The following is a 17,205-nucleotide window of genomic DNA, read 5'->3' as shown; positions in this document are numbered from 1 at the left end:
GCCCTGGCTTGAGTGTGGGGGCCGCCCGGATGGACTCAGGGTAGCGGAGGCGGCAGGCTGCCGAAGACCCAGATGCGTTCCCGGGCCGTCGGTGGATTACCGCTGGGGAGGTGTCAGGGCGCTGAGCGCATCTTCCAGTTGCTGCTCGGCGCTGCGCAGCGTCACCAGCTGCCCGCTCAGCTCTGCTCGGATCTGGACCAGGCTCCGGGCGCTGTCTTCACTGTCTTGGCTGAGGTACTGGTTGGGCTGCCAGGCGTCATCGTTGTCGTGAATTCGGGCGTGGGGAACCAGCGCCGAGCGCTCAGGGTCCTCCGAGCGCTGACGCACGAGGGTCAGCAGGTGCGAGCGGGTAGCCTCGTCCAGGATCTGGGACCGGCCCTGGCGCGTGCCCATCGGGCTCGCGTCGATCATCAGCACATCTGGGAAGCCGGTCTGACCGGGCGCCGGCCGGTCGAACACGGTGAGGACCATCGGAATCCCCGTGTTCGGATACAGGCTGCTGGGCAGCGCCATGACGGTGTGCAGCCAGCCGGCGGCCAGCAGGTCCTGCCGAACCGACGCTTCCATCCCGCCGCGGAACATGGGGCCGTGGGCCGTGATGAAGACGGCGCGCCCTCCAGGCTTGAGGGCGGTGAGCCCGTGCTGCAAGAACAGCCAATCGGCGGCCCTGGGCAGCCCCTTCTTGCCAAACACGAAGCGGGGGTCGCCTTCCAGGCGGCCGACGAGATGGGGCAGGGTAAGGCCCAGTGGTGGGTCGGCGATCACGCGGTCAAATTCACCCTGGCCCGTCCTGGGATCAGTGAGGACATCGTCGACGTGCAGGGTGAATTGCGTCACGCCATTTAGCACCAGCTGGACGGCCCCCAGCAGGGCCGCCAGAGGGTCACGTTCCTGGCCAACGTACCTCAGGCTGTTCGGGTCCTCGCCGCGCCGGCGTTGCAGGCGTGCTACCTCCACCAGAGTCCGGGAAAAGCCGGATGTGACGTCCAGCACGCTCATTCCTGGGCCAGCGTCAACGAGTTCGGCCATCAGCTGCGCGACCGTCTCGGGCGTCTGCATGAAGCCGCTGGATTTAGGGAACTGCCGCACGATGTAGTCGAGCATCTGCGAGAAGGCCGTTCCCAGGACCTTGATTCCAGCCTCTGCGGCCAGGCCGGAGGTGGCCTGCCAGATCTCCTGGGCAACGGCCCGTGAGGCCCGAGCGACCACCACGTCCTTCAGCCCCAGCCCCGTGTCGACCTCGACACGGCTGTCCACGCGGTCCATCAGCACCTCGTGCAGCAACTTTTCCACCCGCCCGGGAGCGAGTTGCAGACTTTGCTGGAGTTCATGGGACGCGCTCTGCGGCAAGCTCAGGCCGAGGGCGGCAAAATGCTCAGGAAAGCGGTCCACGGCGTGCAGCAGTATCAGGGCACTGACGAGGGGGACAGCGTCCATGGTCCGCGCCTCGTTGCGAAACTCTTCGATGGCTCTGAAAAAATTGACAGTGGTTGGCTTATTCATATCAGACGTTCTCCTGGACGACGAACGGTTGCAGGTGGGCTTCAATCTCTTCCTCGCGCAGTGTCAGCACGCCCTGGACGGCTCGGCGGTATTCGGCGAGCGCACGGAGGACACGGGCCAGCTTCTGCTGTTCGGACAGGACCGGCAGGTGGATGGCCAGCTTGCGAAATTTGGCCAGGGGAATGCCCTGAACGGTGATGCCCGTGAACAGGGGGGTCACCCGCTGCTGCATGTGGGCGGAGTTCAGCAAGGCGGCGAGGAAATACGGATCGGCCAGGTCGGGCCTGGGAACGAGCGTGGTCAGGCTGTTGCTGACGACCGTATCGGGCAGGTCCTGCTCGACCACGGCAGCCTTCAGGGCTGAACCGCGCAGGGAGATAAGAATCTGCCCGGCCTGGACCGCATGCTCAGCGGCCCGCGGCCCGTCGAGGAATTCTTTTCGGTCGTCTTCGTGGGGCTGGACGGTGAGATCCCTCAGGTTGCTGATCTGGAGAATGCGGTACTCGCTGCCGGCAGGTTCGAGGAAGCGGCTCAGGGTTGGTCCCTGCTTCAGTTCTCCAAGATCGCCCAGCGTCAATGTTCGTTGGCTCATGACCACATGGTGTCATGCAGGCTCTAATGCGTCAAGAAATCTAACCATTTGTCAATGCATTTGACAACTGATGCAAATGCATATAGGCTGACCTCAGATACCAGAGAGCCGCCCAGGAGGTCATCATGTTCCAGCCCAGTGAACACGCCGTCCGTCGCTATATCGAACGTTTTGAGGGCAACATCACCGATACGGTTGCGGCTACCCGCCTGCGCCGGATTGTGCGCAAGGCCCGCTTCCGCCGGGTTCTGCCTGGCCGCGCCCGGCTTTACAGCAGCGGACCACTCAACTTTGTGGTCCAGAGCGGCGTGATTGTGACGGTCTACCGACTGACCTGGCGGGCTGAGCCCGTGACGGCGTGGAGGGCTTGAGATGGCACGCTATATTGCAGGCCGCATCGACTGGGACCGCTTCCGGACTGACCTGCGCCGGTACCAGCGCCAGCAGGATCTGAACAACGCACAACTCGCCCGCCAGCTGCACGTCAGTGCTGCGGCGCTGACCCGGTACCACACCGGCGAGCGCCTTCCCTCCAGCGAGGTGTTCGCGTTCAGCCTGCTGTTGATGGGCCGCGAACTGCGCGATTACGTGGTCGGCTGGCCTGGAGCCACGGCCTGAACCTGGCAGGGCTGCCAGGACCATACCCAGATCCACACGGATCCGGACCGGCTCCCTGGATAGGCGCCGTCTGCCTGGCTTCCACCAACGGTTCGGCCTGCGTCCCACGGCCCTGTGATCCACGTGGGGACCCCCGATGACCTGGAAGGCGCCAACGCCTGCTTGCGGGTGAGGAACCGGACCTGCAGCCGTCCCTGCACGGCAAGCCGAACCGCTGGTCCGGGGGGTGTCTATGTGGCGCGCGATCACGCGGAGGCGGTTCTGATGCGATTGGCACTGCAGCGCCGGATTCCATTTCTGGGACTGCGCCGCGCGGCTTCGCGGCTCAACGTGGTCCTGGGCGGCACCCTGGACGAGGACCTGGCACGCCGGGGACAACCCGGCCCAGCACGTCGTCCAGCTGGTTGGAAAAGGGGCCGAGCGCCTGGGAAGCATGGTCTCGGTCAAGTCCAGCCATCAGGGGGCGACCGGTTGGCCGAGGCGTGGGTGCGCCCCGGCGCCCTTGACGTGCACATCCAGAGATGCCCGTTCACCGCGACGCCCGCGGCTGGTCCTGTTCGACGGGTGGTTGGACAGTGTGCCGCAGGCGGCGGCCGGTGGGGAGATGCGGTGACCTGCGACCAGCTGCCGAATCGTCGTGTGAACGCGTGGTTGTCTGGAGGTCAGTGGGGGATGGTCCGCGAACAGGTGCTGGCCCTGGCGTTGTCGTGGGGCGGGGTAGACGGGGCAGCGCTGAAGGCCTGGCAGCAGGCAGGGTGGTTATCCGGCTTCTACACCTGAGGCCGTAGCCCTGCGCAGGCGGCAGAACGTCCCTTCCTGCGAACACCCGCTGCCCCGAAGCGTGACGGGGGACACGCGTCTGCAGCACTGCGTAGCGTACTGGACTGGCGGTAACGCGGTCACGCTGTTTTGGGCGAGGGTGTACTGTGGTGAGGAGAAGAGGGCCAAGCGGAGGGTGGGCCCTCCTGGGCATCTTTATCTTTGAGTTCCTTTCTGACCCTTTAGAAAAAAAAGCGTGACTGGAGTGGAAAAGCGGGAACAAGTCCTGACTGGGACAGGAAGAATCCGGTCACGACGAACGCGTGACCGGACCGTGATGCCCGTAACTTACGGCGTGTAAGTGTGCCGCAGCTGGGCGTCGAACTCGCGCAGGAGATCGGCCTCGCAGCGCTCGGGGATGGCGCCGAGCACGAGCCGATACCCGCGCACATTCTTGAGGCCGCCCACCTGCCTGTGGGTGTCGCCGGCTTCGAAGAATGGTGCCCGCTCCGCGTACTGCCGCAGCAGCGCGACGTTGGCGATCGCCGCGCGCTCGCGGAACTGCTGCTGAACGAGATCCAGACACGGTCTGGGCCGCAGGATCAGGTGTTCCGGGGTCATCGCGGGGACGACGTACATCTGCCGGTCATTCACCCGGCTGAGGGCGAAGGCCAGCTGTTCGAGGAACTGCTCCAGGTTGGTGACGCCCTCGGTGCCGCCGGCCAGCATGTTGCTGGCGCCTTCCCGCAGGCATTGCGTGATCTGGTCATGGCTGAAGGCGTCAGGGCTCACGTCCTGCTGCAGCACCAACAGGCCGTAGGCCAGGAAGGTCAGGGCGTACTGGAGGCGTGGGTTGGCCACCGTGCGGGTTGCCGCCTGCGTCAGGCGCGTTGCCGACTCCAGCCGGGCGAGGTGTTCCTCTTCGCCAGTGGTGCGTGCCAGGGTGTGCAGGTGATGGGCGTAGGCCCACAGCGGGAGTCTCGAGACCTCCGCGTAGGTGTCCAGGCTGCCGCGGTCGTCCTTGCGGGTGAAGTACAGCACGCCGCGGGATTTGGTGGCGGCGTCGTCGGTAAAGCCCTCACCGGCGATGATGGTGGGGGCGTTGAGTTCGTAGGCGTGGTCTTTGCTGGCGACCCCCGAGCCGCGCCATTTCACGCCAAGGTCGTGGTGCCGGCGCAGCTGCCCGTCGTCAATCTCTCCGGGGCGGTACTCGTCGAGGATGGTCAGCAGGTTGTTGGCGCCGCTGTGGGCCACGTCGTACTGGTAGAGGCTCATTCCGGTGGCCTTCGTGATGCGGGTGCTGTTGCCGTTGACCAATTCCAGCACGATCTGCGCCGCACTGGTCTTGCCGGATTCGCGCTCACCGGCCAGGAAGACGAACGGCAGGCGGTGACCGAGATGGGGAGTGATGCGCGGGGCAAATGCGGCCGCCACGCCGTAGCCCAGCAGGGCGAGAGCGGTCGCTGGCGTTACGAGGTGCAGCAGCTGCTTGATGGCCTGGCGCGCCTGTGACACCTGATCTGGCGTGCCTGCCTCAGGCGCCCGGAAGGATCGGCTGCCAGGATCGACCGGGGTGCCTGAGTAGAACAGCCGGGCGGGATCGTGGCGGCTGACCGCGCCGTTCTCGTACAGCTCCAGCCATTCGTCACCTTCCTGATGGAGCCCGTAACTGCGCACGCCCCGCGCCGTGGGGAGGTCGTGATACTTCACCAGGTTGGCCTGCGCGATGCGCGCGAGGTCCGTGTTGTTGGTCGTGAAGCACAGTGCCTGGTAGCCACCGATCGCGAGCATTAAATCCTTGCGGTTGCTCCAGACCTGCGAGCTGATCTGCACTGTGTGCTTCCCCGAGCCGTCAACGGTCAAGGTGCCCCGTTCATCGCGGGTGCCATCGGACCGCACGAGCCACTGCTGCGGTTCCCAGATGAAATTGGTCACTCGCTCCGGGGTGTGGCCGACCACCTGACCGCGTTCACGGCGGGGGCGGTCGATGTAATACCCGTCCAATTTCGCGTACACCTGGGGGATGTGACCGTGTTCCTGGGCAGAAGAGGCTGGGCCCTCAACGCTGGGTTCCGTCAGGCCCAGTTGTGCGGCAGCCGCGCGGACGGCGGCACGTACATCACCGCCATGTGAGTACGTGGCGAACACGTCGAATGCGTCGTGCGGCCGGCCATCCGCGAGGGGGTCGTTGCTGCTGTGGTGAAAGCTCAGCTCGCGACCGTCAGGGCCGTCCAGAAGCACCACGCTCCCCGAGGCTCCACCAGGCCGGGTATACCGCCCGTAGCTTGTGGGCATGTAGCCGGCGGCTTCCAGCGCGGCTTTGAGGGGAGTTCGTTCGAGATACGCGTCGATGACGCTGGCATCGTCGCCTTGGCGGCGCGCCTTGGTCTGGTTGAAGCGCTGAACCTGGTTCCGGGTGAGGGGGGCCAGGCACAGGCGGCGGGCTGCCTGGTGAAGCCGCTTGACCTCATCGTCGCTGAGCAGCGGGAGATCAGTCCAGCTGCCCGTCAGAAGTTCATAGTGGCGGCCACTGCTGTGCAGGCTGTGGGCAATCACCAGGTACCCACCCTCGCCGCGCGTCTCGATGGCGATGGCGCGGCCTTCTTCGTGCGTCGGGTCAGGTGCCCAGGCCAGCTTGAGGTTGCCGGCCGGGATTTCGCGGCGGTAGAGAAGATGGTCTCCGCCCCCGCCGGTGCGCTGATGGGCGAGCTTGGCCACCAGCTTCGGTTCAGCCGCCATCAGCGCTTCAAGGAAACCGGGTTGGTCGATGTCCAGCCCCTCGGCGCCCTGGCTCACGCGGCCAGTCACGATGGCGAATCCGGTCGTGCGGGGATTTTCAGCCCAATGGGAGAGCTGTTCAGGCGAGGCGGGGGTCTCCTGGAATTTTTTCCACTTCAGGCCGTCAATGGGCTTCTTATCGATGCCCACCGGAATGAGGCTGGCCCCGTTGTTCGCCATCGCCAGGGCAAGGGTCAGCAGCTTAGAACGCAGCGTCATAGGACTGCTCCGAGGGGCCCGTCAGGGTCTGGGCTCCGATGTAGGCCATCAGGTCTTGGTGCGCAATGCGCAAGATCTTGGTGCCGATCTGCAAGGCGATCAGGCGGCCGGCGCGGATCTCGCGGTACAACATGGTCTTGTGGACCTTGAGGTGTTCTGCGGCCTCGTCGACCGTGTAATAGGTCGGGAGCGGGGGGATGGTGTTCGGGGCGGGCGGGTTCAACATGCAGTTCTCCTGTGGGCCGGAAAAAGGCCATAGGGACCCGTCGCGCTGTCAGGACAGGCTGAGGCCCGTTCTGCTTAGCAGCAACGTGGGGGTGACGATGGTCTGGGGGCGGGCAAGCACGCTCAACTGCTTGAGGCGTGGCGTGCTGTGGACGGATCTTCCGTCTGTGAGGCTTGTTCTGGTCTCTTCACGGCACTTCGGGAGCAGATCGGCTCCGAAGGTGACCGCAGCTTAAAGAACAACCGAAAAGTCCACCACCTACTCCCGCAGGGTTGTGCATCAGCATCCGGCGGCGTTGGGTTGACAGGCAGAGCCGAGTGTGGTTGTGGCCATGCGGGAGGGCCAGATAGGAGCGCAGCGGTTCCGGTGGGGGCGATCGTTATGCGATCCCTGCTGTTGGCACGAAGGTAAAAATGCAGGGACATTCTGGCCATGTGTCACGCTTGTATCGCCGCCCCGCAGGTCATCCCGTGAGGGGGATTCGGCGCCGGACCAAGACGGTGGTCTGGCCCGCAGCCATGACGGCACCGTGACAAACCCGTCCATAATTATTTGTCACGTCCATGCAGCCAAGACACCAGAAGCACAAGTAGTCAGTCTGGTTAGAATGAAAATCCCTGCGCTGGAACGACGAAAAAGATTACCATGCCTCTACAATTCATCTGGGCAACTGAAGTCGACTTGCCTTCTCCTAAGGGGCAGGCCACTGGTTCGAATCCAGTCGAGTGCACCACGCCCAGCACACACAAAACCCCTGCCCTGACGGTGGGGGTTTCGTGCGGTTGGCAGGAGGCGCACTGGTCCGGTGGCCCCCATACGTCCGGCGCGGGGGCCAGCTGTCTTCCAGGACTGTCGCCTTCAAACCCTGTAGGCGCCGCCTTGATGAACGGAGGTCTCCACTTTCCAGGCGAAACGAGCATTTGGCGCTAAACGCACCGCTCGTGTGCCCCCAGAAAGTCGATGGGCGTCTCTCCTGGGCGGGTCTGCACTCATTTCCTTCTTTATGCTTTCTTAAGGCGTGGGAGGGGGGAGCCTTTTCAGTTCGCTGACCCTGATAAGCCGCTATACCCGCCGCTGCACACCGTGTTCCCCCAAAGGGTCCAGGTGGGTTCAAGGCTTCAGCTCCAGTTTGGGCTCCGTCAGGAGTCTGAGGGCAGCCGGATCGATGGCGTTCTAATGCCATGTCCGCCTATCTTTTCTGCATGGTTTTTTCATCTGACCCGACGGGACCGGTGATTCGCGTCGGTTACGGCGAGGACGCCCACCGGCTGGCGGCGGGACACGCCCTGATTCTGGGGGGGGTGCCGGTGCCCTCCGCTGCCATGGGCACCGTGGCCCACAGCGACGGGGACGCCATCCTGCACGCGCTGGCCGACGCGCTGCTCTCAGGGGTGGCGATGGGTGACATCGGCGACTACTTCCCCGACACCGATCCCCTGTGGGCCGGACTGGATTCGCGCGCCATTCTGGGCCGGGTGCTGGAACTGGTGCGCGATCGGGGCTACACCCCCACCAACATCGCGCTGGTGGTCACGCTGGACAAACCCAAGCTGGGCTCTATGCGCGCCGAGATCGCCCGCAACGTGGCGGCCCTGGTGGGTCTGCCAGAAAGCGAGGTGGGCGTCAGTTTCAAGACCTCTGAAGGGTTGGCCCCGGCACACATCCAGACGCGGGTGACCGCGCTGCTGACACGGGTAAAAGATTGAGGGAGCCGCTGCTACACGTGGTGCTGTTCGAGCCGGAGAAGGCCGGCAACGTGGGCAACGTGGCGCGCACCTGCGCTGTCCTGGGCGCCACGCTGCACCTGATCCGTCCCTTTGGCTTCCATCTGCACGACCGCGAGTTCCGGAGGGCGGTGATGGATTATCTGGAAGGCGTGACCCTGCACGAGCATGTCAACTGGACCGCCTTCCAGGCGGCGCTGCCTCCCGGCGCCAGGGTCTTCGCCTTTTCCACCCATGCCACCACGCTGCACACGCGGGCGGGCTTCCGGCGCGGCGACTACCTGCTGTTCGGCCCCGAATCGCGGGGGCTGCCGGTGTGGCTGCGGGAGGGCCTGAGCGCGCTGAAATTGCCGCAGCCTGGCGCGGGCCGCAGCCTGAACCTGGCGGTGGCAGCGGGCGCGGCGGCCTTCGAGGCGGGGCGGCAGATCGAGGGCTGGTAGGGCCACCGGGCATTACAGTGGCGCCATGACGTCTTCCACCGAAGCAGCCTTCCAGACCCAGCTTGCCCGCTACGCCGAACTGCTCGTCCGCACTGGGGTGAACCTGCCCCAGAGGGGCCGGGTGCTGGTCAACGCGCCGGTCGAGGCCGCCGAACTGGCCCGGCTGGTGGCGCGCGAGGCGTACCGGGCCGGGGCCGAGGACGTGCGCGTGAACTACAACGATCAGCATCTGGCCCTCGCGCTGTACGAGGCCGGCTCGGCGGCGGCGGTGGACTTCCTGCCGGCGTGGCTCTCGGAGGAGTCGCTGCACATGGTGGAGGACGGGTACGCCTTCATCAGCATCGTCGGCAGCGATCCCTCCCTGCTGGCGGGCGTGGACTCGCAGCGGGTGGCGCGGCGCAGCAAGCTGCAGGCCGAGGCCGGGCGCAGGGTCAGCGAGGCCATCGGCAGCTTTCAGGTGAACTGGACGGTGGCGGCGATGGCCACCCCCGCCTGGGCCGCCCGCGTGTACCCTGACCTGCCCCAGGCCGAGGCTGTTGCGCGGCTGTGGGCCGACATCTTCAAGGTCACCCGCGCCGATACACCGGACCCGGTGGCCGCCTGGGACGCGCATCTGGCGCAACTTGGGCGCCTGACCACGCTGCTGACCGAAAAGCAGTACCACGCCCTGCACCTGCGCAGCGAACTGGGCACGGACCTGACCGTGGGGCTGGCCGACAACCACATCTGGCAGGGTGGGGGAGAGGCCGCCAGAAACGGCATCTCCGGCGTGCCCAACCTGCCCACCGACGAGGTGTTCACCGCGCCGCACAAGGAGCGGGTGGACGGCGTGGCGGTGGCTTCCAAGGCTCTCAGCGCCCGTGGGCAGCTGATCGAGGGCATCCGCGTGCGCTTCGAGAACGGCCGGGCAGTCGAGATCAGTGCCGAGCGGGGCGAGGACACCCTCAAAGCCCTGATCGGCACCGACGAGGGCGCGGCCCGTCTGGGCGAGGTGGCGCTGGTGCCTGCCTCTGCTCCCGTGGCGCAGACCGGCACGCTGTTCCTGAACACGCTGTTCGACGAGAACGCCGCGTCCCACATCGCGCTGGGGCGCTGTTACCCCACCAACGTCGCGGGCGGCGAGGACCAGGCCACCCTGCGCGCGGCGGGCGGCAACGACAGCCTTATTCACGTGGACTGGATGATCGGCACGCCGGGGACCGATGTCGACGGTCTCACGGCAGCGGGCGAACGCGAGCCGCTGATGCGCGGCGGCGAATGGGTGATCTGAGGCCGCGGGCGGGCGGCAACGCAGGGTTCTGCAGCTCCGAGATTTGTCAAACAAACTTGACTTAAGGAATGGGGTGTCTTACCCTTAGTCAAGGAAGCACGACATTTCATCAAGGAGGACTTCCATGTCTTTGTTCAGAACCACCCCCACCCTGTTGTTCCCTGTGGCCCTCGCGGTCATGACCGCCCAGCTCGCTGTGGCCCAGCCTGCCACGCTGCCCGCCGATCTCCAGTCGCAGTACGACGCCCTGCGGCAGGCGTACCTGACCGGCAACGTTCCGTCCCTGCGCGCCCTGTACCTGCCGGACGCAGCGCTGCTGGACGTGACCAACCGGCCGATTCCGCTGGAGGCGGCGCTGGCGGCCTCGGATGCCGAGACCCTGAAGGTCAACCGACTGGACATCAGCTTTCAGGACGTGACGCTCAGCGGCGACAAGGCCACTGTGGTCAACCGTCAGGTGATGGACGCCGAGAGCGTCATGAACAGCACGCGGACGCCGCTCCAGGTCACGGCGCTGTCCGGGGACGTGTGGCGCAAGGTCAACGGCCAGTGGCTGATCGCGTCCTCGCGCGTGCTGGAAAGCGAGACGCGGGTGGCCGGGCAGGTGATCCGGCAGGTGGCCCCGCCGCTGCTGACGGACGCGCAACTGGCCGAACGCCGCACGGCGCTGCTGGAGGTAGCCCAGCCCATCTGCTCGGTGGCCGCCGACGCGCAGGACGGCGATTTTGCGTGGCTGGAAGAACTGACGCGCGGCGCACGCCTGATCGGCGCGGGCGAGGGCAGCCACGGCACCGCCGAACATTTCCAGCTCAAGGCCCGGCTGTTCCGCGAACTGGTTCAGAACCATGGGTTCACGGTGCTGGCCATCGAGGCGGACTTCGACGACAGCCACGAGGTGGATCGCTTTGTGCGCGGCGAGGGGCCAAGCGATCCGAACCCCGCCACCCGCGCCTTCGATTTCTGGACCTGGAAAACGCAGGAGATGCGTGACCTGCTGGCCTGGATGCGGGGGTACAACGCCTCGCGCGGCGGGAAGCCGGAGTTGCGCGTGGTGGGCATCGACATGCAGGACCCGTCCGGCAGCCTGACGTTGCTCAAACAGCTCGTCCCCAAGGATGACCGGATCAAGACGGCATTGACCCCGCTGCTGGCCCTCCCGGCCCAGACATGGTTCACGCTGGGTGAACTGTCCGCCGCGCAGCAGGCCGTGATCCGCGACCAGATCGCCACCTTGCAGCAGACGCTTGCTGCGCTGCCGAAGGAGACCCCTGACCGCGCAGTGCTGATCCAGCTGGCCGAGACGGTGCGGCAGGGGGCTACCCTGCTGGCCGTGCCCGGTAGCGACGCCGCCCGCATCAACCTGATCCGCGACGCGGCCATGTTCGGCAACACCCGCACGGCGCTGAACATCCTCTTTCCGGGGCAGAAGGCCATGCTGTGGGCGCACAACTTCCACGTCTCCAGGACTCCGGCCCAGGGACAGCCGTACGTCAATCTGGGTCAGCATCTGGCGCGGGCACTGGGCAGCGGCTACCGCACGGTGGGCTTCTCCTTCGGCGGCGGCGAGCTGCGCGCCGTGTCCGCCGATCCTGCCCAGCAGTCGGGCGGTGCCATGACCCTCAGCGCCGCGCCTGCACCGCGCGACAGCCTCGACGCCCTGATTGCCGGGGACGCCCCCGCCGCCTATCTGAACGTGGCGCAGGCCATGCAGACCCCCTTGCTGAGGGGCTGGCTCGCGCAGCCGGTTCGCATCGCGGGCGTGGGGGCGCTGTACGCGGTGGGACAGGCCACCGGGGCCAACGTGACGCTGCCGCTGGCGTTCGACGGCGTGATCTTCGTGAAGCAGAGCAGCGCTGCCAGGGCGCTGGAGCAGAGGTGAGCGCGATGAAACAGTCCAAACGTGACCGGCAGTGGTCCCGAATTCGCTGGGTGGAATTCGCGTACGCGGCCGCGCTGTTCGTGGTGGTGACCGGCCTGTTCTCTTACGCCGCCCTCCGGCCGGTTTCGGACGTGGTGTTCTGGGTGGTCAGTAGCGTCACCATGCTGCTTGGCGTGGGCATCTGGGTGCGGCAGTACCAGGTACTGGATGAACTGGGGAAGTTGCGCTTCCTGAAAAGCTGGATGGTCAGCGGTGTGGTCACGTCCTCGGGGCTGGCCTGGACGCTGTGGTGGGCGTTGTACCAGTCCATGAAGATTTCAGGCCGGACCCAGACCCCTGGACTGCCTGACCTTCCTCCAGACCTTCTCTACCTTTCCCTGAGTGCCAGCTACCTTTCCCTGGTTGCCGGGCTGCTGGCCATGGGCCTGACCAACCTCTATCTGCGCCGCCGGGATGAGCGCGGGGAATGAAAAACCGCATCAAGGTGCTGCGGGCCGAGCACGATCTGACCCAGGCCCAGCTGGCCGACCGGCTGGACGTGTCGCGCCAGACGGTCAATGCGCTGGAAACCGGCAAGTACGATCCCAGCCTGCCGCTGGCCTTCAAGCTGGCGCGGCTGTTCGGGCGGCACATTGAGGAGATCTTTCTGGACGAGACCCATGAATGAGGCCAAGTGAGGGGACTGTTTTCGCTTCACCTGGGCTGCGCCGTTACAATGCCCCCCATGTCTGACACCTACACCGCCGATGGATTTACCCAGGCCCCCGAACTCAGCGCCGAGCGCCAGACCAAGTTCTCCAGCGCTCCCGAGCTGGGCGACGGCATCGAGCCGGGCAAGCAGTACCGCGCCGTGCTGGAAACCAGCAAGGGCCGCATTGTGGTGGAACTGTTTCCTGACGACGCGCCGGTGACCGTCAACTCGTTTGCGTATCTGCTGCGCCACCACTACTACGACGGCATCAAATTCCACCGCGTGATCGATGGCTTCATGGCCCAGACCGGCGATCCCACCGGCACCGGCGCAGGCGGCCCCGGCTACAAGTTCGAGGACGAGTTTGGGTCCTCGCACCGCCACAGCGGCAAGGGCGTGCTGAGCATGGCCAACGCCGGTCCCCGTACCAACGGCAGCCAGTTCTTCATCACCTTCACCGCCACCCCGCACCTGGACGGCAAGCACACCGTGTTCGGCAAGGTCATCGAGGGTCTGGACGTGCTGGATAAACTCACCCGCATCCAGCCCGGCATGCCCGGCACCCCCGATGTGATCGAGAGTGCCTACATCGTCCAGAAGTAACCCGCAACAGGAGAGAGGCCCCGGCATTGAATGTGCCGGGGCCTCCCTTTTTCATTTTCATGTTTGTGGCTTACGGCAGCGTCCGCTCCAGCTGCCGCTGTACGGCGGGCGTTTCCTCCAGAAAGGTCAGCTGCTGCAACGCGGGCAGGTTCTCTACCAGGGCCGTCTGAATCCGGCGGTCCATGCCGAAGACCATCCCTACAGCAAACAGCATCAGCACCACGCCGAACGCCCGCTGGATGCCGCCCAGGCGGCGCATCAGGGCCGGGCGGTGCAGCAGCTGGCGCCCGCCCCACATCACGGCCAGCATGGGAATCGCCACGCCCAGCGCGTAGGCTAGCGTGACGGCGGCGGCAAAGCCGGTGACCTCCCCGCTCAGGGCCAGCGTGGTCACGCTGGCCAGAATCGGCCCGACACAGGGGGTCCAGACCACGCCCAGCGTGACGCCCACCAGCACGCCGCCCAGAAAGCCGTCCCCACCGCTGCCCCTGCCCTGCGGAAGTGCCCGCGCCGCCAGCAATTCAAAGCGCAGTTGCAGGGCGGGCACGGCCAGCGTCAGGCCGAACAGCAGCAGCAGCGCCACCGCGCCCCAGCGCAAGGCGTCCACGCTCAGGCCTAGGGCGTTCACCAGCGTCGCCAGAAACAGGGTCAGCAGCACGAACGAGCCGATGAATCCGGCAATGATGCCCACGGGCCTCCCGCGCCCCCCCACCGAACCCGACAGCAACACGGGCAACACGGGCAGCACGCACGGCGACAGCACGGTCAGCAGGCCGCCGAAAAAGGCCACCAGCAGCAGCAGCATGTCAGTCCCGCGTTTTGCTGATGATGGTGCTGAGCTTGCCGCCCGCCCACTTCTTCAGCGCCTTGCCGCTGCTGTCCGTCAGCACGAAGCTGTGCTGGGAGATGATGCCGTATTGTTTTTTCAGTGCCACTTCCTTGTCGTAGTCGGTCTTGAAGATCACCACATCTTCCGGAATCTCGGCCAGCTTTCCCAAAATGTCGGCGTCGGCAGCTTTGCAGTTGGTGCACCACGTTGCGTGGAAGAACAGCACCCTCTTCTTGCCTCTGGCGGCGTCGTACGCGGCCTTGGTGTAGGGCAGGTAACGGACCGTCGCCCTGTCCGCCGTGGCGGGTTGGGCGGGTGTGGCGGTGCTGGCCCCGGCAGCGGCGGTCAGCAGGACGGCGGCAAGGACAGTGGCAGTTCGGTGGGTCATGGTGAAGCCTCCTGGCCTGGGTACGACCCGGGGGGTTCTGGGGTTCAACGCGGGGTCCAGGCAGGGTCACCTAAGGCGGGCATGTGGCTCAGTCTTGGGCGCTTGCTGGCCCCGGCTGCTTGAAACGGCGTCCCCGGTCCAGCTACTTGCGGCGCTTGAAGGGATTCCAGCCCCCGCCCTTAGGCGGCTCCGGCCTGGCCTCGGGTTCGGGGCGGGGCGTCCGTGACTGAACGGGACCGTGCCGTCCTACCGGCGTCGTCTTGCCCATTTCCGGTTCAGCAGGCGCACCTGAATTCTCGTACACCTCGTCCTGTGGCGTCTCGCCCAGATCCCTGAGCAGGGCGCGGCGAATCGCGTCGGCACTGGGGCGTTCGCCGGGACGCTTGGCCAGTGCCAGCCCGGCCAGCCGCGACACCGGGCGGGAGACCGCCGGATTCAGGTGGGTCAGCGGGGCTGGAAAGCGGGTCATGTGCGCCACCATCAGTTCCTCGTAGGTGTGGCCCTGGTAGGGGCGCTCGCCCGCCAGCAGCTCGTACATCAGGATGCCCAGGCTGTACACGTCGCTGGCAGCGCTGCTGCTCTCGCCGTGGTAGATCTCCGGGGCCATGTAGTACGGACTGCCGCTGACCTGTCCGCCCTGCGCCACGAAATACGTGTTGCCCAGATCGCCCAGCGCGGCGCGGCCAGTCTCATCCACGTAGATGTTGTGCGTCTTGAGGTCCTGGTGAACCGCCCCCAGGTGGTGCAGGTAGGCCAGGGCCGAGGCCACGTCCGCCAGAAGTCTCATGGCGGCGGCAGGCGGGAGGCGGCGGCTGGAAATCCGGGCCAGCTGCTCGTTCAGGGCGCCGTCCGGGTAATAGCGGATGGTCAGAAACGCCTCCGGTCCGAATGCCTGGCCCGCGTAGCCCTCGACCATGTGCGGATGCCGGAACTTCAGGGTCAGCCGGACCTCGTTGCCGAAGCGTTCCGCCGCCTCCTGCGCGCGCAGCGTCTCCTCGTGGGGAAGCTTGAGGGCCACGTCCCGCCCCTGCGGGTCCGTGGCCAGCCAGACCAGCGAGGTGTTGCCGCGGCCCAGGGTGCGGTGCAGGGTGTATCCAGGAATGGCGCGCTTTGCGGGTTCAGTCATGGGCGGCTCTCATGGAACGGGGAAGACGGAAGGGTGACGTGAGACGAGGTGCTGGCCGCAAAAGGCCATGTGAGAGCGCGGACGGCTGGGGAGATTCAAACCCCATTAAACCATCCGCGCCCGGGTCCTACCGTGCCTGCGCGCTGCGTAGCACCGGAAGGCGTGATCGGCCAGGACGGGGCCTACTCGTCGTCGGCGCTTTCCTCGGCCACGCGCTTGCCTGCCATCCACTCCAGGCCCGCCCACATCAGGTCATCCAGGTCACCGTCAAGCACCGCGTCGGGGTTGTGCTTCATCACGCCGCTGCGGTGGTCTTTGATGTACTGCTTGTCCAGCACGTAGCTGCGGATCTGGCTGCCCCACTCGATTTTCTTCTGCTCACCGCGGGCCTTGGCTTCCTCGGCCTCGCGCTTCTTGATCTCGATGTCGTAGAGGCGCTGCTTGAGAATCTGCAGGGCGATGTCATGGTTCTTGATCTGCGAGCGCGTCACCTGCGAGGCCACCGCGAGACCGGTGGGAAGGTGGGTCAGGCGAACGGCGCTATCGGTGGTGTTCACGCCCTGGCCCCCCGCACCCTGCGAACGGAAGACGTCGCGGCGCAGATCGCTGTCCGGGATGTGGATGTTGATCTCTTCCTCGGGCACCTCAGCCACCACGTCCACCGAGGCGAACGAGGTATGACGGCGGTTGTTGCTGTCGAAAGGCGACACCCGCACCAGGCGGTGAACGCCGTGCTCGGGGGCCAGCATGCCGTAAGCCTTGTCGCCGCGAATGATGAACTCCGAGCTCAGTACGCCCGCCTGATCGCCGTCCTGCTGGTCGATCAGTTCCACCTTGTAGCCGCGGCGCTCGCCCCAGCGCATGAACATGCGCGACAGCATGCCGGCCCAGTCCTGAGACTCGGTGCCGCCCGCGCCGCTCTTGACCCGCACGATGGCCGACGTGTCGGCGTGCTTCATGGTGAACAGCGTTTCCTTGTACAGCCCGTCCACCCGCGCGGCAATGCCGCCGTATTCCTCGGCCAGCATCTCGCGTTCCTCGGCGTCGGCCATCTCCAGCATCTCGCTCAGGCCCTCTGCGTCCGACTTCAACGAGTTGTACTCGTCCACGATGCGCCGCACGGTGCCCGCCTCCTGCGTGACCTTACGCGCACGGTCCGAGTCGTTCCATAAGTCAGGATCACTCAGCTCACGGTCCAGCTCGTTCAGGCGGCGCGTTTTGCCGGGAATGTCAAAGATACTCCCGGAGCGACGCCAGTTTTTCCAGTAGTTCTTGCATGTCCTGCATATAGCGTGCCTCCCTTCCGCGTCGGTCCGTTTGGCACGGAACGCGGGTCTTTGCCAAAGAAAGAGTATAGGCGTGTTGGGGCAGGCGCGGGAGGCCAGTGCGCCTGGGGGTCGGTCTCCCTTCTGCCGCCCTCTCGCCCAAACCTGGCCGGACCGCATTTCTCTGCCCACAGACGTGGTTTTCGCCAATCCTGCTTACGCGCAAACGAAAGGTAAGGGAGGAGAGGTTGACAGGAGGGGAGCGGACCTGTATCTTTTCTGAGCCTCAAGCGAG

Annotated in this window: 17 protein-coding genes, 1 tRNA gene and 1 pseudogene; 11 read left to right on the top strand and 8 right to left on the bottom strand. The window is 65.8% G+C overall.

The features are described 5' to 3' along the window. Nucleotides 1-96: 96 nt before the first annotated feature. Entirely contained in the window at nucleotides 97-1,503 is a 1,407-nt protein-coding gene (locus IEY31_RS16840) for an HsdM family class I SAM-dependent methyltransferase (RefSeq protein WP_188974118.1), read from the bottom strand. A 1-nt stretch (nucleotide 1,504) separates the two neighbouring features. Beyond that, entirely contained in the window at nucleotides 1,505-2,095 is a 591-nt protein-coding gene (locus IEY31_RS16835; protein ID WP_188974117.1) for a restriction endonuclease subunit S, read from the bottom strand. Nucleotides 2,096-2,220: 125 nt separating this feature from the next. On the opposite strand from IEY31_RS16835, the gene IEY31_RS16830 reads away from it, so the two are divergent. The 3 genes and pseudogenes from IEY31_RS16830 to IEY31_RS19120 form a co-directional block, all read left to right on the top strand. Then, nucleotides 2,221-2,466 carry a hypothetical protein gene (locus tag IEY31_RS16830; protein ID WP_188974116.1) on the top strand — a complete coding sequence of 82 codons (246 nt, stop codon included), beginning with the start codon at nucleotides 2,221-2,223 and terminating at the stop codon, nucleotides 2,464-2,466. Between the two features lies 1 nt (nucleotide 2,467). Then, complete coding sequence (locus IEY31_RS16825; protein ID WP_188974115.1) at nucleotides 2,468-2,713, top strand: helix-turn-helix domain-containing protein; 246 nt, start codon at nucleotides 2,468-2,470, stop codon at nucleotides 2,711-2,713. 114 nt (nucleotides 2,714-2,827) lie between these two features. Continuing rightward, nucleotides 2,828-3,070: pseudogene (locus IEY31_RS19120) on the top strand (gamma-glutamyl-gamma-aminobutyrate hydrolase family protein); the annotation flags it as partial. Nucleotides 3,071-3,820: 750 nt separating this feature from the next. Here the strand turns inward: IEY31_RS19120 and IEY31_RS16815 are convergent. Continuing rightward, nucleotides 3,821-6,430, bottom strand: a complete 2,610-nt coding sequence (locus IEY31_RS16815; RefSeq protein ID WP_188974113.1) for a bifunctional DNA primase/polymerase — start codon at nucleotides 6,428-6,430, stop codon at nucleotides 3,821-3,823. A 22-nt stretch (nucleotides 6,431-6,452) separates the two neighbouring features. Next, nucleotides 6,453-6,695 (bottom strand): helix-turn-helix domain-containing protein, encoded by a 243-nt coding sequence (locus tag IEY31_RS16810; RefSeq protein ID WP_188974112.1) that lies wholly within the window; start codon nucleotides 6,693-6,695, stop codon nucleotides 6,453-6,455. A gap of 583 nt (nucleotides 6,696-7,278) precedes the next feature. Between IEY31_RS16810 and IEY31_RS16805 the strand changes: the two genes are divergently transcribed. From IEY31_RS16805 to IEY31_RS16770, 8 genes are all read left to right on the top strand, one after another. After that, nucleotides 7,279-7,428: transfer RNA gene (locus tag IEY31_RS16805), tRNA-Arg, on the top strand. A gap of 469 nt (nucleotides 7,429-7,897) precedes the next feature. Further along, a complete protein-coding gene (gene ispF / locus IEY31_RS16800; protein ID WP_188974111.1) occupies nucleotides 7,898-8,401 on the top strand; it encodes a 2-C-methyl-D-erythritol 2,4-cyclodiphosphate synthase in 504 nt (167 codons plus the stop codon). After that, nucleotides 8,398-8,859 carry a TrmH family RNA methyltransferase gene (locus tag IEY31_RS16795; RefSeq protein ID WP_188974110.1) on the top strand — a complete coding sequence of 154 codons (462 nt, stop codon included), beginning with the start codon at nucleotides 8,398-8,400 and terminating at the stop codon, nucleotides 8,857-8,859. Before ispF ends, IEY31_RS16795 begins: the two co-directional genes overlap by 4 nt. Before the next feature lie 25 nt (nucleotides 8,860-8,884). Beyond that, complete coding sequence (locus tag IEY31_RS16790; protein ID WP_188974109.1) at nucleotides 8,885-10,129, top strand: aminopeptidase; 1,245 nt, start codon at nucleotides 8,885-8,887, stop codon at nucleotides 10,127-10,129. Nucleotides 10,130-10,253: 124 nt separating this feature from the next. Beyond that, a complete protein-coding gene (locus tag IEY31_RS16785; protein ID WP_188974108.1) occupies nucleotides 10,254-12,008 on the top strand; it encodes an erythromycin esterase family protein in 1,755 nt (584 codons plus the stop codon). A gap of 5 nt (nucleotides 12,009-12,013) precedes the next feature. Beyond that, on the top strand, nucleotides 12,014-12,478 hold the full coding sequence (locus IEY31_RS16780; protein WP_229723735.1) for a hypothetical protein: 465 nt from the start codon (nucleotides 12,014-12,016) through the stop codon (nucleotides 12,476-12,478). Beyond that, a complete protein-coding gene (locus tag IEY31_RS16775) occupies nucleotides 12,475-12,675 on the top strand; it encodes a helix-turn-helix transcriptional regulator (protein ID WP_188974106.1) in 201 nt (66 codons plus the stop codon). The genes IEY31_RS16780 and IEY31_RS16775 overlap by 4 nt, the downstream gene beginning before the upstream one ends. Before the next feature lie 57 nt (nucleotides 12,676-12,732). After that, entirely contained in the window at nucleotides 12,733-13,302 is a 570-nt protein-coding gene (locus IEY31_RS16770; RefSeq protein ID WP_188974105.1) for a peptidylprolyl isomerase, read from the top strand. 70 nt (nucleotides 13,303-13,372) lie between these two features. Here IEY31_RS16770 and IEY31_RS16765 read toward each other — a convergent pair whose 3' ends face one another. From IEY31_RS16765 to prfB, 4 genes are all read right to left on the bottom strand, one after another. Continuing rightward, entirely contained in the window at nucleotides 13,373-14,107 is a 735-nt protein-coding gene (locus IEY31_RS16765) for a cytochrome c biogenesis CcdA family protein (RefSeq protein ID WP_188974104.1), read from the bottom strand. Between the two features lies 1 nt (nucleotide 14,108). Further along, nucleotides 14,109-14,519, bottom strand: a complete 411-nt coding sequence (locus IEY31_RS16760) for a thioredoxin family protein (protein WP_188974103.1) — start codon at nucleotides 14,517-14,519, stop codon at nucleotides 14,109-14,111. Between the two features lie 142 nt (nucleotides 14,520-14,661). Continuing rightward, nucleotides 14,662-15,645, bottom strand: a complete 984-nt coding sequence (locus IEY31_RS16755) for a serine/threonine-protein kinase (protein ID WP_188974102.1) — start codon at nucleotides 15,643-15,645, stop codon at nucleotides 14,662-14,664. Between the two features lie 182 nt (nucleotides 15,646-15,827). Further along, a protein-coding gene (gene prfB, locus IEY31_RS16750) for a peptide chain release factor 2 (protein WP_188974133.1) occupies nucleotides 15,828-16,923 on the bottom strand; the annotation gives its coding sequence in 2 pieces (ribosomal slippage) (nucleotides 15,828-16,877 and nucleotides 16,879-16,923; 1,095 coding nt in all). Nucleotides 16,924-17,205 lie beyond the last annotated feature (282 nt).

This window comes from Deinococcus aerolatus, from assembly GCF_014647055.1.
In the GTDB taxonomy this organism is placed as follows: domain Bacteria; phylum Deinococcota; class Deinococci; order Deinococcales; family Deinococcaceae; genus Deinococcus; species Deinococcus aerolatus.
The sequence above is the reverse complement of the archived record's forward strand: the minus strand, read 5'-3'. Positions and strand labels throughout refer to the sequence as shown.